The following is a 13426-nucleotide window of genomic DNA, read 5'->3' on the forward strand; positions in this document are numbered from 1 at the left end:
TGTTGATCTCGATGTTCCTGAAAGGCCGCGCTCCATGCTCCGTCTTGCCGTGATCGCACTGCTGCTGGCCAACGCGGGCTACTACGCGTGGTCGCAAGGGCTGCTCAAGGACTGGGGCTTTGCCCCCGAGGAACAGGCTGAGCCGCAGCGCATGAACCAGCAGATCCGGCCCGAGACGCTGCAGATCCTGCGTGTGAACCACAGTAAAACATCTTCCTCCTCCTCTTCTTCGTCCTCCCCCCCACCCTCTCCCTCCACCCCCGGCACGGCCACCGCATCGGCCGACGTGGCGTCTTCCGCCGCTTCCTCCCCACCCCCTGCCGATACCGCCGAATGCCTGCAGGCCGGTGTATTTGACGAGCGCCAGGCCGACGCCCTGCGTACCGCCGCCGCCAACCTGCCGCCGGGCAGCTGGCTGCTGGAGCCCACGCCCATCCCGGGCCGCTGGATGGTCTACATGGGCCGCTTTGAAGACCTGGACACGCTGGACCGCAAACGCGCCGAACTGCGGGCCCGCAAGGTAGACCACGATCGGGCAGGCGGCACACTGGAATACGGCCTCTCGCTCGGCCGTTTTTCGTCCAAAGAGGCCGCAGAGCGCGAACTGGCCAACCTGGGCAACAAGGGCGTGCGCACGGCCCGCGTGATCCAGGAGCGGCCCGAGTCCCCCGGCTTCACGCTGCGCCTGCCCGCCGTGACCGACGCACTGCGCCCGCAGTTCGACGCGCTGCGCAGCGCCATGGCGGGCAAGACGCTGCGCAACTGCGCGTGACCGCAGCAGCTGCGATGGCGGGGCCATCGCTTGCGCCGCCGGTTGTCACATCGGGACGGCGCGCGTCTCGCCGTGGCGCATGAGCCAGACCCGGTCCTGCGGCAGGCCGCGCTGCGCCAGTGCAGCGGCCACGTCGCGCGGAGGGTGGTCAAACGCCTCCTGCGTCAGCATGAACGTGCCCCAGTGCACGCCCATGGCCTGCTTGGCGTCCACATCCAGCATCAGCTGCACGGCGTCCTCGGGGTTCACGTGCATGGGTTTCATGAAATCGCGCGGCAGGTAGGCGCCGATGGGCAGGGCCAGGAAATCCACAGCCCCCAGGCGCTGGCGGATGGCCTTGAAGTCGTCGCTGTAGCCCGTATCGCCCGGAAACAGAAACCGCCAGGGGTCCCCAGCGTTCGGGCGCGCCCATTCCAGCGCGTAGCCGCCCCACAGCGAGGCGTTGGTATCCCATGGGGTGCGGCGGCTCCAGTGCTGGGCGGGCGTGAAGTGCACCCGCACACCCGGGGCGATGTCGGTGTGTTCCCACCAGTTCAGCTCGGTCACGGGGCCCATGCCGCGTTGGGTGAACCAGTCTCCCAAGCCCCGGGGCACCACAAAACGCGGCGACTGGCCGGCGTCGCGCAGGCGGCGCAAGGTGCCGTAGCACAGGTGGTCGTAGTGATTGTGCGAGATCAGCACCACGTCGATGGGCGGCAGCTGCTCGGGGGTCAGCGGTGCCGGTACGCGGCGTGGTGCGCCAAAGCGGCCGAGTGGCCCGGCAAAGCCGCACAGTGTCGGGTCCATGAGCACGTTCAGGCCCGCCACCTGCAGCAGGATGGACACATGGCCCAGCCAGGTGACGACCGGTGCCTGCGGGCGCTGCGCCAGGCGCGCGTGGTCCACGGGCGCGCTCCACTGCCGGGCAAAGGCTTCATAACCCCCGGCGGGGTCCGAGCGGGGTTTGAAATCGCCGCGCAGCGAGCGCCACACCATCTCGTACCAGGGGAAGTTGCCAATGACGACGCCGGGGTGGGTGTTGGCAAAACGGCGGGGTGATGGGGTCATGGTGGCAGCTTCGGGTCAAAGAGGTCGCATGATGCCGCAGCCCGGTGCGGGGCGGTGGGGTCTAGTGCATCGCCCCTGCGGCGTGCCGGTATTCGGGCAGTGCTGTTCAGCCGCCCGCCACTTCATCGCGCGCGGCAAAACGCACGCTGAAGCGCGCGCCCGGCGGCTGCTGGCCCGGGCGTGCGTCTTCCAGGGTGACCTCGGCATCGTGCTTGCGCGCAATCTCCAGCACGATCGGCAGGCCCAGACCGGAGCCGTCGGCCTCGCTGCCCAACGCACGGTAGAACGGCTGGAACACCAGCTCGCGCTCGGCCTCGGGCACGCCGGGGCCTGAGTCTTCGACCTGCAGCAGCAGCACATGGCCAAACGTATCGGCCAGCACGCGGGCCGTGACCACGCCCGGCTTGTCGGGCGTGGAAGGGGTGTAGTTGAGGGCGTTGTCCACCAGGTTGCGCACCAGTTCCTTGAGCAGCGTGGGGTTGCCGTCGAGCATCACGCCGGACGAGCCCGGCTCTGCACCGTCGTAGCCCAGGTCGATGTGTTTTTCCAGGGCGCGGGGCACCGAGTCGCGCACCACCTCGATGGTGAGCCGGGCCAGGTCGCAGGGCTGGCGCGCAAAACCCACGCCGCTGCCCTCGGCGCGCGCCAGCGCCAGCAGCTGGTTGACGGTGTGTGTGGCGCGGATGCTGGAGCGGCCAATCTGCTGCAGCGAGCGCTTGAGTTCCTCGGTGCTGGTGCCCTCGCGCTGGGCCAGGTCGGCTTGCATGCGCAGGCCTGCCAGGGGCGTCTTGAGCTGGTGCGCCGCGTCGGCCAGAAAGCGCTTTTGCGTGGCCAGCGAGTCGTTCAGGCGCTGCAGCAGGTCGTTCACCGAGGCAACGAGGGGCGCCACTTCGAGCGGCACCGTGCGGTCGTCCAGCGGGGAGAGGTCGTCGGGGTTGCGCGCGCGGATGCGCTGCTCCAGCTGGTTGAGCGGCTGGATGCCCCGCGCCAGCGCCAGCCACACCAGCAACACGGCCAGCGGCAGGATCACGAACTGCGGGAGCATCACGCCCTTGATGATTTCGGTGGCCAGCACGCTGCGCTTTTCGCGCGTTTCTGCCACCTGCACCAGCGCCACGGGGGTATCTGGCAAGGGCAGGCGCACCCAGATGTAGGCGACGCGGATCTCAATGCCGCGCATTTCGCCGTCGCGCAGGCGCACCTCGCCGGACATGGGCACCTCGTCGGCGGGCGGCTCGGGCAGCTCGCGCTCGCCGGAGAGGAACTCCCCGCCGGGGCCCAGCACCTGGTAGTAGACGATGTCGGACTCATCGGCTCGCAGGATCTCGCTGGCAGGCTGGGGCAGGTTGAACTGCACCTTGTTGCCCGCCACGCCCACCAGCTGGGCGAGGGCGTGGGCGTTGTATTCGAGCGCCCGGTCAAACGGCTTGTTGGCCAGGCCCTGCGCCACCAGCCAGGTCAGCGCCAGGCTGACGGGCCACAGCAGCAGCAGCGGCGTGAGCATCCAGTCGAGGATTTCGCCGAACAGGGATCGCTGCTCTCGCTGGAATATTTTCAAGGCGTTCGCCGTGGCGGTTTTGAATGAAATTGGCCTCTAGCGCTTATCTATCAAGCGCTAGTAGATATCATTTTTAAAGTATTCAATCGGCACGTCATGTCCGTCCACAGCATGTGCAACTGACGCGGCCAACGCCAGTGCACCCGTGGAACTGGCTCCGCCAGGCCATCGGGTGCGTCCCCCTCCCGAAGGAGAGGGGGAAGGCGCGAAGCGACTCAGGGGGTGCTTCATATCAACCTGGAATCTTTTCCAAACAGTAGCCCAGGCCGCGCACGGTGGCGATGCGGATGGGGCCACCTTCGATCTTCTTGCGCAGGCGGTGGATGTAGACCTCGATGGCGTTGTTGCTGACTTCTTCGCCCCACTCGCACAGGCGCTCCACCAGTTGCTCCTTGCTCACCAGGCGGCCCGCGCGCTGCAGCAGCACCTCCAAGAGGCCCAGCTCGCGCGCCGACAGCTCGATCATCTTGCCGTCGATGGTGGCCACGCGGCCAGCCTGGTCGTACACCAGCGGGCCGTGTTTGATGGCGCTGCTGGTGCCGCCCATTCCCCGCCGCGTGAGGGCGCGCACGCGGGCTTCTAGCTCCTGCAGGCTGAAGGGCTTGGCCATGTAGTCGTCGGCGCCAAAGTCCAGGCCCTTCACACGCTCTTCCACGCTGTCGGCGGCGGTGAGGATGAGCACGGGCAAGGCGGAGCCTCGGCCTCGCAGCTTTTTGAGCACCTCCAGCCCGTGCATCTTGGGCAGGCCCAGGTCCAGGATGAGCAGGTCGAATTCGTTGTTGGTCAGGAGCGCTGCATCGGCCTCGGTGCCGCTGGCCACGTGGTCCACCACGGCTCCCGAGGCGCGCAGGGTGCGCAGCAGGCCATCGGCCAGCACCTGGTCGTCTTCGGCAATGAGAATGCGCATGCGTTGTCTCCTGGTGAGGTGGCGGCGGTCTGGTGCCGCGCCTGTGCTGTGATTTTAGGCGTCTGGCTCCCGCCTGGTCTTTGGTTTCGTGCAAGCTTGGGCGGGGACAATCACCGCCATGCACATCCTGCTCATTGAAGACGATCTGGACCTGGGACAAGCGCTGCTGCAGGCCCTGCAGCTGGACGGCTTCACGGTGCAATGGCTGCGTAGCGTGGCCGCCACGCCGCCCGTGCCCGACGCCAACGAGATTGCCGCCGTGCTGCTGGACCTGACCCTGCCCGACGGCCAGGGCATGGCGCTGCTGCGCCACTGGCGGCGCGCGGGGCTCGCGGTGCCCGTGATCGTCATCACTGCCCGCACGGCGCTGCAGGACCGGCTAGACGGCTTGGACGCCGGTGCGGACGACTATGTGCTCAAGCCCTTTCACGTGCCCGAGCTGCTGTCGCGCCTGCACGCGGTGCTGCGGCGCAGCGCCCGCCAGGCCTGCGAGGAATGGACACTGGGCACACTGCGGATTGCGCCCCGGCGACATGAGGCCTGGCAGGGCGACGCCCTGCTGGCCCTGTCGCCGCGCGAGTTCCGCCTGCTGGTGGAACTGGCCCGCGAGCCCGGCACCGAGGTCGCCAAGAACGTGCTCGCCCAGCGGCTCGAACCGCTGGGCGATGCGCTGGACGCCGCCACGCTGGAGGTGCATATCTCCAACCTGCGCAAGAAGATTGGCGCCCAGCGCGTGGTCACGGTGCGCGGCGTGGGCTACCGGCTGCAGCCATGAAGTGGCCTGTCCTTGCACACGGCGCATGGAACCGCTGGTGGGGCCCCAGCCTCACGCGGCGCACCCTGCTGGCGCTGCTTGCAGCCATGGGGCTGGTGTGGCTGGTGCTGCTGGCGCAGATGGCCTACACCCACTACGAGACCATGGGCACCAACCCGGGCGTGCGCCAGCTGGCACAGGGGCTGGCAGTGCCGCTGGCCTCCATGCCCGACCCGGTGGAAGCCCGCGCGCTGGTGCGCGGCACGGCACAGACGTTCAACGCCATGCGCCTGGACGTGGAACTGCTGCAGGGCGAGAAAGTCGTGCTGCAGCTGCAGGACACGCACGGGCAGCTGTTTCACAGCAGCGCCGCCGACCTCCCCGCCGTGGCCCTGGCCGGCCCGTCCGGCCACGCCAAGATGGTGATTGCGGGGCGCCCGCACTGGGCCGCGTGGGAAACCTCGGGCGCGTGGCGCGTGCTGGTGGCAGAGCCCCTGTTGTCCGACGCGCGCCTGCTCAGCTTCATGGGCGAAGACCTCGCGGCCTCGGTGCTGCTGGCGCTGCCCCTGGTGGGACTGCCGCTGTGGCTGGCCGTCCGCACGGGCCTGCGCCCACTGGCGCGGCTGGGTGCCCAGATCGCGGCGCGCTCTGCCCACGACCTGCGCCCCCTGCAGGACCTACCGCCCGAGCGCGAACTGCGCGGGCTGGCCCAGGCATTCGACCACTTGCTCAACCGACTGCGCGCCCATCTGGCACGTGAGAAGGCGCTGGTGCACGACGCGGCCCACGAGCTGCGCACGCCCATGGCGGTCATTGCCACCCAGGCCCACGTGCTTCTCCAGGCGCCCGAGGGCCCCGCGCGGGCGCGGGCCTCCGAGGCGCTGATGCACGCCGTTGAGCGCGCGGCCCACCTGAGCGAGCAATTGCTCACGCTGGCTGCGCTGGAGGAAGCCCCGCCCCCCAGCGCCGAACGGCAGGACCTGATGGCCTTGCTGCAGGACTGCCTGGCCCAGCGCATGCGCTGGGCGGATGAGATGGGCGTGGAGCTGTCGCTCGAAGGGCCCGACACCTGGGTGCTGGCCTTTGACCGCCAGCTGCTGTGGTCGGCGCTGGGCAATGTGCTGGACAACGCCCTCAAGCATGGCTGCGGGCCGGGGGCCGGACGCGCGGTGCAGTTGCGCGTGGGCGAGGAGGCAGGCGATGTGGTGATCTGGATTGCCGATGACGGCCCAGGCATCGAGGCCGGCGAGCAGGCACGGGTCTTCGAGCGGTTCTGGCGTTCGCCGCGCGCGCGCAGCAGCGGCTCCGGCCTGGGGCTCACCATCGCGCAGCAGGCCATGGGACACCTGGGCGGGCGGGTCACTGTCGGCACGGGCCTGCAGGGCCGGGGCGTGGGCTTCACGCTGCGCTGGCCAGCTGAGACCTTTGGGTAGGCCCAAGGTTCGCGTTCCAACAATCGGGCATCTTTTCTTTGCGAGATGCCATGAACTTCCTGAATTTCCTTGCGGCGCGCGGCGCCATCCTTTCTCGTCGCCGCTGGCTGGCCGCAGCTGGCCTGGGCACCCTGGTGACCGCCTGTGGCGGCGGTAGCGATGATGGCGCTGACGCCTTGCTGGAGCGCCTGCAGTCGCAGGCCAGCAAGCTGGTGTCCCAAGGCGTTGTGGGTGCGGCCACCGGCTGGACGGATTCCACGCGCGCCCAGGTGGCGGTGGCCGGGCTGCGCAGGTTGGGCGGCACCGCCGCGCTGGAGCGCGGCGACCTGATGGCAATTGGCTCCAACACCAAGGCCATGACGGCGTGTGTGGCCGCCAGCGTGGTGGACCAGGGCCTGCTGCGCTGGGACAGCACGCTGGCGCAGACGCTGCCCGGATTGGCCCGCGAGGCCCTGCCCGCCTACCAGAGTGTCACGCTGCGGCAATTGCTGGACCACCGTGCGGGTGTGATGGCATTCAACAAACCGGAGGATGTGGCGATGTTCCTCGGCGAAGTGGGCACCGACGTGCTCACCCGACTGCAAGAGCCCGCCGAAGTGGAGGACTTCTTCCTGCAGTGGCTGCTGCGCCAGGCCCCTGTCCGGGGCACGGGGGCCGACCCGGATTTTGCGTACTCCAACGCTGGCTATGCGCTTGCGGCCCGCATGCTGCGCGCCGCCACGGGGCAGGACTGGGCAGACTTGCTGCGCCAGCGCGTGGCCCAGCCGCTGGGCATCTCCCTGTTCGTCGGCGAGCCTTTGCGAAGGGGTAGCGACCAGCCCGCAGGCCATGCACTGGAAGGTGGGCAACTACAGCCCCAAAGCTTGGCCGGGGCGCCCGAGCGCGCATGGCTGGAAATCCTGAACCCAGCCGGCGCCGTGAGCCTGACCGCGCGGGACGACGCCCTGTGGCTGCAATGGCACCTGCACGCCCTCAGGGGCGGCGCCACGCCCCTGCCCCGCAGCTATGTGCAGGGGCTGCAAGACCTGGCACGCGCTCCTGCAAACCGCTATGCGCTGGGGTGGATCACGCACGCCATGCAGGGCGCAGGCTGGCTGTTGCACACGGGCGAAACCGGCGGGTTTCAGGCGTTGTCGCTGGTGGCAATGGACGGGTCGCGCGCCGCCTTTGCGCACAGCAACATCGCCACCGAGGACAGCATCGCGCTGCTGTACGAAAGCGTTTCTGTACTGCTGGCCTGAGAAGCGTTTCTGAAAGCGGCTCGCCCCCGTCAGCGCGGATCGTGCGCGAGCAGCCTGCGCACCAGCGCCTGCAGGTCGGCCTGCAGCCGCGCCATGCCCTCGGGCACCTGCGCCAGCGTGCGCTCGTCCATGTAGAGCTTGCGGTTGATCTCGACCTGGATGCTGTGGCGGTGCTGCGCAGGGTTGCCATAGCGGCGCACCAGCTCCACGCCTTTGTAGGGGTGGTTGTATTCCACGCTGTAGCCACACGCGCGCAGGTGATCGCAGATCAGTGCGGACAGCGAGGGGCTGGCCGTGGTGCCGTCGCGGTCGCCCACCACGAAGTCGGCGTGCTTCAGCCCCGGAAACTCGGTGGCAAAGCGCCCGGCCACGGCGGGCATGGAATGGCAGTTGAGGTGGATGCTGTAGCCGTGGCGCGCATGGGCGGCATCGATGGCCTGGGCCACTGCCGCGTGGTAGGGGCGCCAGCATTGGTCGATGCGCGCACGCACTTCGGCCACGGTGAGCTGTCGGTGGTAGATGGGCTCACCCTCGTCGGTGAACTTCCAGATCAGGCCCTTGCCTAGGCGCACCTTGCTGAGCACCTTGGGGTCGGTGGAAATGGGGTCTGTCCATTCGCCGTCGATCAGGCTGGTATCCAGCTCGGTGGTGTCGCGGTTGGCATCCAGGTAGATGCGGGGGAAGTGGGCCTCGACCCAGGCCACGCCCAGCGCCGGGGCAAAGGCGTAGATTTTTTCGACGTGGGTGTCCTCTGCCCTGCGCAGGGTGGCCAAGGCGAGGGCGGAGCCAAAGTCGGCGGGGTACTGAGTGCCGCTGTGGGGAGAGTCAAGCACCAGCGGTGTACTGCCGGACACCGCAGTGACGGTGGCAGATGGTTGCGTGGCCTGCCCGGGTGAACCGGTGGCTCCCGGTTGGGCGTGCTGAAAGCGGTGGTGGATCAGTTTCAAGGCTGAATGCATAGGCAGAGTGTGCGCAAAATGGGGCGGCTGGCCTAGCCGTCCAGACCGGGCGAAGACCATGGTTATCCCTGTGACGGTCTTCCCCGGCTATGGCCACCGGGCCCGCGGGCCCGGTGTGGGTTCAATCGAGCACCACCTTGGCGTAGGCGGCAACACCCTTCATTTTCTCGATCTCACGGGCGATCTGTGCGGTGAATTCCTTGGAGGTTGTACCGGAGGGGTACAGGCCCTGACCCGCCAGGCGCTCGCGCACGGCAGGTTCCTTGAGGGCCTGGGCCACGGCCTGCTGGATGCGGTCTATGGCCGCGGCGGGCGTCCCCGCCGGGGCCACCATGCCAAACCAGGAGGGCTCGTTGGCCTGTTTGTAGCCCACCGCAGCATAGGTGGGCACATCGGGCAGGACTTCCAGCCGCACCGGCCACGACACGGCCAGCGCCCTGAGCTTTCCAGCCTTGATGTGGGGCAGCGAGGAAGCCACCTGGTCAAAGTACACCCCCACCTGGCCAGCCAGCACGTCGTTGATGGCCGGACCCGCACCGCGGTAAGGGATTTGAACCATGGAGACACCTGCGCTGCGCTTGAACAGCTCGCCCCACATGTGTCCGATGGTGCCGTTGCCCGGAGTGGCATAAGCCACTTTGCCGGGGTTGGCCTTGAGATAGCTCACCAGCTCGGCGAGATCTTTGACGGGCAGGACGGCCGGGTTGACCACCACCACGCCGGGCGCTTTCACGATCTCGGTCACGCCCACAAAGTCCTTGATCGGATCGTAAGGCAGCTTGCTGTACACGGCGGGGTTCACGCCGTGGGTGGACAGCGTGGCCACGCCCAGTGTCAAACCGTCCGCAGGGGCCCGCGCCACTTCAGCCATGCCGATGGAGCCGCCTGCGCCGCCCCGGTTTTCCAGCACCACGGGCTGCTTGAGGATGCGGGCCAGTGACTCCTGCAAGCTGCGGGCGGTGATGTCGGTAGCCCCGCCGGGGGGAAAGGGCACGATGATACGCAGAGGCTTGACCTCTTGCGCCAAGGACATTCCAGGAACGAAAGATACAGCGGCCAGCGCTGAAAGCATGTGACGGCGTTGCATGGGTTCTTCTCTTATAAGGAGCCACAAGGTTAAGTGAGGCATACACAACCGCCAAGCAATGGATACGCCTGATAACATTCCATTCTGGAATGATTAAATCCAACAACCATGTCCTCCCTTCGTCGGCTGTCGCCCCCTTTGCACCTGTTGCGCGCGTTTTCCATGGTCACGCGGTTTGGCAGCGTCTCGCGCGCTGCCGAGGCCTTGCACCTCACGCAAAGCGCGGTCAGCAAGCAGGTCAAGGAGCTGGAGGGCTGGGTGGGCGTGGCATTGTTTGAGCGCAGCCGCAAGCGCTTGGCGCTGACGCCCGCGGGCGAACGCTACGAGAAAGCCGTGCGCGCGGTGCTGGCGCAGCTGGAGGCCGCCACCCTGGAGCTGATCACCAGCGACGACGGTGGCGGGGCGCTGCACCTGTCCAGTCTGCCCACGTTTGCGGCCAAGTGGCTCATCCCGCGCCTGCCGCAGTTCCAGCAGCTGCACCCGCAGGTCACTCTGCACTTCGTGCCCTACGTGCACAGCTACGACTTCGAGCGGCCCGAGCTGGACTGCTCCATCCTGTTCGGTGAAGGCCACTGGCCCGGCGCACACGCGCACTACATCACGGGCAACGAGGTGGCCTTGATCGCCCCGCGCACCCGCGTGGCCGACTGGACCATCGACACGCCAGGCGATGTGGCCCACCACACACTGATGCGCCACGTGACGGTGCCCGAGGCCTGGCTGCGCTGGAGCGAGACACACGGGGTGGAGGCCCTCATCGACCCGCTGGCCGGGCCGCAGTTCGACCAGTTCCAAACCATGATCCGCGCGGTGATGGCCGGCATGGGCCTGGCGCTGGTACCGCGCTGCTTGGTGCAGGATGAAATCACGGCGGGCCTGGTGCGCGAGCCCCTTGCCGACCATCCGCTGCGCGGCGGCTTCCGCAGCGACATGGGCTACTGGTTTTGTTACCCCGAGGGCCGCACGCAGCTGCAGGCGCTGCAGTGCTTTCGACAGTGGTTGCTGGCGTGTGAATCGCCCGGGGGTGAGACAGTGCTTTCGCCACCCACACCGGGTGCAGGGCCGATCGCGCTCGTTCCGCGGTGACGCCTTGCTGACGACAGGCCGTCGTCAACATGGGTTGACGAGAGAGATATTCGTCAACTATAGTTGACGAATGCAAGCGCCACCCGCACTCCCCTCACCCGACAACCCCGAGGCCGCGCTGGCTGCCGTAGTCGCCTTGCGGCTGATGGCCGACCGGCTGGAAGCTGCCGCCGTGGCTGCGGCGCTGGAGCAAGGGTGGTCGTGGGCACAGATTGCCCAGGCCCTGGGCGTGAGCAAGCAGGCAGCGCACAAGCGCCTGTCACCCCACATGCCCCAGGCCCCACAGCGCCCCCGTTCTTGAGAAGGAGTTATCACCATGTTTCGCCAATTGCAGCACCGCTTCCAGAGCATGCGCACCCTGAGCCGCCTGTGCACCGGCGCCGAGGCACATGCCCGCGCAAGCGGCCAAGCCGCACCGGGGGCAGAGCATTTTTTGCTGGCCGCCATCGACCTTCCCGATGGGTCGGCCCGGCGTGCGCTGGAGAGCATGGGCGTCGCACCCGCCGCCGTGCGGGATGCGATCGAGCAGCAGTACCGCGATGCGCTACGCAGCGTGGGGCTGGATGCAACCCTGCCGCAGGCGCCAGCCCTCGCGCCACCGGCCCCGGGCCTCTACCGGGCACAGCCATCGGGCCAGGAGGTCATGCAGACGCTGGCGCGCTCCCGCAAGAGCCAGGGCGGCCCCCTTCTGGGCGCCCACGTGGTGGCAGCGGTGGCCACCATGCCGCACGGCGTGGCGGCACGCACGCTGCGTGCCATGGGCATTGACGCTGACCAGCTGGTGGCAGTGGCGCAGGCCCAGGTGTCAACGGCAACAGCAACCGCAACGGGTACAGCCGACTAGCCGGGTTCAGCGCATCAACATGCCCGCCCCATCGCCGCCCGCATAGGCTTCCAGCCCAATCGCCACCACAGTGGCCACGTCATGGCCCACTTCGGCCCGGAACTCGGCCTCCGCCTGCGCCACAGCATCGCGAAACGCCTGCAGCCAGGCCAACCCCGTGGACGTAAAACACACGCGGCGGGCGCGCGCGTCCAGCGGGTCGGCCTCGCGCGTGACCAGGCCCCAGGCCTCGCACTGGTCCACCAGGTTGGCCATGGCCTGCTTGGTCATGCCCGCGCGCTGGGCCAGGTCGGTCAGTCGGTCGCCCTGCAAGGCCAGGTGCCGGGTGATGTGCACATGCGCGGCCGTCACCTGGTCGCGCGCCGCCAGGTTGGACAGCGCCAGCGGCACCTCCACGTTGTGCGCCATGAGCTGCAGCACGCGCGCGTCAAAACGCCGCATGGCGTGGCCGAAGAGGCGACCCAGGTGGGTCTGGCGCCACCCGTCTTCGACAGGGGATGGAAGGGGCGAATCAGGCATCACCGAATTGTCAGGCAAACTGACCAAATTATCCTTGAAGACCTTGCAACAGCTCGCATAAACTACTGTTCAAGCATCCAGCCTGTGATTAACCGCAGAGCGATGCAAGCATCCAACCTGTTGTTTTTCAAGGAGTTTCTCATGGACGTCGCAGTCAAAGGCACCAACCCCGCATTGCCCGTGAACACCGAAAAGGCCAAGGCCCTGGCCGCTGCGCTCGCCCAGATCGAGAAGCAGTTTGGCAAGGGAACGATCATGCGCTTGGGTGAAGGTGAGGTGATCGAGGACATCCAGGTTGTCTCCACCGGCTCGCTGGGCCTCGATATCGCGCTGGGCGTGGGCGGCCTGCCCCGTGGCCGTGTGGTCGAGATCTATGGCCCGGAATCGTCGGGCAAGACCACGCTCACGCTGCAGGTGATTGCCGAGATGCAGAAGCTGGGCGGTACCTGCGCGTTTGTGGATGCCGAACACGCGCTAGATGTGCAGTACGCCCAGAAGCTGGGTGTGCAGCTGTCCGACCTGCTGATCAGCCAGCCCGACACCGGCGAGCAGGCGCTGGAAATCGTGGACAGCCTGGTGCGCTCCGGCGCCGTGGACCTGATCGTGGTGGACTCGGTGGCTGCGCTCACGCCCAAGGCCGAAATCGAAGGCGAGATGGGCGACGCCCTGCCCGGTCTGCAAGCCCGCCTGATGAGCCAGGCGCTGCGCAAGCTCACCGCCACGATCAAGAAGACCAACTGCATGGTCATCTTCATCAACCAGATCCGCATGAAGATCGGCGTGATGTTCGGCTCGCCCGAAACCACCACCGGCGGTAACGCGCTCAAGTTCTATGCCTCCGTGCGCCTGGATATCCGCCGCACCGGCACCATCAAGAAGGGCGACGAAGCCATCGGCAACGAAACCAAGGTCAAGGTGGTCAAGAACAAGGTGAGCCCACCCTTCAAGACGGCCGAGTTCGACATCCTGTTCGGCGAGGGCATCAGCCGCGAGGGCGAAATCATCGACATGGGCGTGACCGCCAAGATCGTGGAAAAGAGCGGTGCCTGGTACGCCTACAACGGCGAAAAAATCGGCCAGGGCCGCGACAACGCGCGTGAGTTCCTGCGCGAGAACCCCGACCTCGCCCGCGAGATCGAGAACAAGGTGCGCGAAGGCCTGGGCATTGCGCTGCTGCCTGGCGCACTGCAGGCCCCTGCCGCCACTGCGGACGAGTGAA

14 protein-coding genes are annotated in these 13426 nt (G+C 67.6%); 8 read left to right on the top strand and 6 right to left on the bottom strand.

Annotation, left to right across the window (positions count from 1 at the left end; all coding sequences use genetic code 11):
• Positions 1 to 34 precede the first annotated feature (34 nt).
• On the top strand, positions 35 to 772 hold the full coding sequence (locus tag KW832_RS16690; protein WP_218300872.1) for an SPOR domain-containing protein: 738 nt from the start codon (positions 35 to 37) through the stop codon (positions 770 to 772).
• A 45-nt stretch (positions 773 to 817) separates the two neighbouring features.
• On the opposite strand, the gene KW832_RS16695 is transcribed toward KW832_RS16690, so the two are convergent.
• The 3 genes from KW832_RS16695 to KW832_RS16705 form a co-directional block, all read right to left on the bottom strand.
• Entirely contained in the window at positions 818 to 1819 is a 1002-nt protein-coding gene (locus KW832_RS16695) for an MBL fold metallo-hydrolase (RefSeq protein ID WP_218300871.1), read from the bottom strand.
• A gap of 106 nt (positions 1820 to 1925) precedes the next feature.
• Positions 1926 to 3377, bottom strand: coding sequence for a sensor histidine kinase (locus tag KW832_RS16700; RefSeq protein ID WP_055394603.1), 1452 nt, complete (start codon positions 3375 to 3377; stop codon positions 1926 to 1928).
• 232 nt (positions 3378 to 3609) lie between these two features.
• Positions 3610 to 4284, bottom strand: coding sequence for a response regulator transcription factor (locus KW832_RS16705; protein WP_055394601.1), 675 nt, complete (start codon positions 4282 to 4284; stop codon positions 3610 to 3612).
• Between the two features lie 118 nt (positions 4285 to 4402).
• On the opposite strand from KW832_RS16705, the gene KW832_RS16710 reads away from it, so the two are divergent.
• From KW832_RS16710 to KW832_RS16720, 3 genes are read left to right on the top strand one after another with little or no spacing between them, the layout of a single operon-like run.
• Positions 4403 to 5059 (top strand): response regulator, encoded by a 657-nt coding sequence (locus KW832_RS16710; protein WP_218300870.1) that lies wholly within the window; start codon positions 4403 to 4405, stop codon positions 5057 to 5059.
• Complete coding sequence (locus tag KW832_RS16715) at positions 5056 to 6471, top strand: HAMP domain-containing sensor histidine kinase (protein WP_218300869.1); 1416 nt, start codon at positions 5056 to 5058, stop codon at positions 6469 to 6471. The genes KW832_RS16710 and KW832_RS16715 overlap by 4 nt, the downstream gene beginning before the upstream one ends.
• A 50-nt stretch (positions 6472 to 6521) precedes the next feature.
• On the top strand, positions 6522 to 7712 hold the full coding sequence (locus tag KW832_RS16720) for a serine hydrolase (RefSeq protein ID WP_218300868.1): 1191 nt from the start codon (positions 6522 to 6524) through the stop codon (positions 7710 to 7712).
• Positions 7713 to 7741: 29 nt separating this feature from the next.
• Here the strand turns inward: KW832_RS16720 and KW832_RS16725 are convergent, their stop codons facing one another.
• Positions 7742 to 8671 (bottom strand): N-formylglutamate amidohydrolase, encoded by a 930-nt coding sequence (locus KW832_RS16725; RefSeq protein ID WP_218300867.1) that lies wholly within the window; start codon positions 8669 to 8671, stop codon positions 7742 to 7744.
• A 121-nt stretch (positions 8672 to 8792) separates the two neighbouring features.
• Entirely contained in the window at positions 8793 to 9758 is a 966-nt protein-coding gene (locus tag KW832_RS16730) for a tripartite tricarboxylate transporter substrate binding protein (RefSeq protein ID WP_218300866.1), read from the bottom strand.
• Positions 9759 to 9866: 108 nt separating this feature from the next.
• On the opposite strand from KW832_RS16730, the gene KW832_RS16735 reads away from it, so the two are divergent.
• The 3 genes from KW832_RS16735 to KW832_RS16745 all read left to right on the top strand — a co-directional run bounded on the left by KW832_RS16735 (position 9867) and on the right by KW832_RS16745 (position 11688).
• Positions 9867 to 10844: a LysR substrate-binding domain-containing protein gene (locus KW832_RS16735; protein ID WP_218300865.1), complete on the top strand. Its 978-nt coding sequence runs from the start codon at positions 9867 to 9869 to the stop codon at positions 10842 to 10844.
• Between the two features lie 70 nt (positions 10845 to 10914).
• Positions 10915 to 11145 carry a helix-turn-helix domain-containing protein gene (locus tag KW832_RS16740; protein ID WP_121421570.1) on the top strand — a complete coding sequence of 77 codons (231 nt, stop codon included), beginning with the start codon at positions 10915 to 10917 and terminating at the stop codon, positions 11143 to 11145.
• A gap of 15 nt (positions 11146 to 11160) precedes the next feature.
• Positions 11161 to 11688 carry a Clp protease N-terminal domain-containing protein gene (locus tag KW832_RS16745; RefSeq protein ID WP_218300864.1) on the top strand — a complete coding sequence of 176 codons (528 nt, stop codon included), beginning with the start codon at positions 11161 to 11163 and terminating at the stop codon, positions 11686 to 11688.
• A 6-nt stretch (positions 11689 to 11694) separates the two neighbouring features.
• Here KW832_RS16745 and KW832_RS16750 read toward each other — a convergent pair whose 3' ends face one another.
• Positions 11695 to 12207 (bottom strand): MarR family winged helix-turn-helix transcriptional regulator, encoded by a 513-nt coding sequence (locus tag KW832_RS16750; RefSeq protein WP_218300863.1) that lies wholly within the window; start codon positions 12205 to 12207, stop codon positions 11695 to 11697.
• Between the two features lie 141 nt (positions 12208 to 12348).
• Between KW832_RS16750 and recA the strand changes: the two genes are divergently transcribed.
• Positions 12349 to 13425 carry a recombinase RecA gene (recA, locus tag KW832_RS16755; RefSeq protein ID WP_121422935.1) on the top strand — a complete coding sequence of 359 codons (1077 nt, stop codon included), beginning with the start codon at positions 12349 to 12351 and terminating at the stop codon, positions 13423 to 13425.
• Position 13426: the final 1 nt, after the last annotated feature.

Source organism: Acidovorax sp. sif0632, from assembly GCF_019218805.1.
In the GTDB taxonomy this organism is placed as follows: Bacteria; Pseudomonadota; Gammaproteobacteria; order Burkholderiales; family Burkholderiaceae_C; genus Acidovorax; species Acidovorax facilis.

Bases quoted from the DNA above. Each gene is read 5' to 3' on its own strand.
- KW832_RS16705 (WP_055394601.1), bottom strand. From the start codon at position 4,284: ATGCGCATTCTCATTGCCGAAGACGACCAGGTGCTGGCCGATGGCCTG.
- KW832_RS16735 (WP_218300865.1), top strand. From the start codon at position 9,867: ATGTCCTCCCTTCGTCGGCTGTCGCCCCCTTTGCACCTGTTGCGCGCG.
- KW832_RS16750 (WP_218300863.1), bottom strand. From the start codon at position 12,207: ATGCCTGATTCGCCCCTTCCATCCCCTGTCGAAGACGGGTGGCGCCAG.
- KW832_RS16740 (WP_121421570.1), top strand. From the start codon at position 10,915: ATGCAAGCGCCACCCGCACTCCCCTCACCCGACAACCCCGAGGCCGCG.
- KW832_RS16720 (WP_218300868.1), top strand. From the start codon at position 6,522: ATGAACTTCCTGAATTTCCTTGCGGCGCGCGGCGCCATCCTTTCTCGT.
- KW832_RS16730 (WP_218300866.1), bottom strand. From the start codon at position 9,758: ATGCAACGCCGTCACATGCTTTCAGCGCTGGCCGCTGTATCTTTCGTT.
- KW832_RS16745 (WP_218300864.1), top strand. From the start codon at position 11,161: ATGTTTCGCCAATTGCAGCACCGCTTCCAGAGCATGCGCACCCTGAGC.
- KW832_RS16710 (WP_218300870.1), top strand. From the start codon at position 4,403: ATGCACATCCTGCTCATTGAAGACGATCTGGACCTGGGACAAGCGCTG.
- recA (WP_121422935.1), top strand. From the start codon at position 12,349: ATGGACGTCGCAGTCAAAGGCACCAACCCCGCATTGCCCGTGAACACC.
- KW832_RS16725 (WP_218300867.1), bottom strand. From the start codon at position 8,671: ATGCATTCAGCCTTGAAACTGATCCACCACCGCTTTCAGCACGCCCAA.
- KW832_RS16690 (WP_218300872.1), top strand. From the start codon at position 35: ATGCTCCGTCTTGCCGTGATCGCACTGCTGCTGGCCAACGCGGGCTAC.
- KW832_RS16695 (WP_218300871.1), bottom strand. From the start codon at position 1,819: ATGACCCCATCACCCCGCCGTTTTGCCAACACCCACCCCGGCGTCGTC.
- KW832_RS16715 (WP_218300869.1), top strand. From the start codon at position 5,056: ATGAAGTGGCCTGTCCTTGCACACGGCGCATGGAACCGCTGGTGGGGC.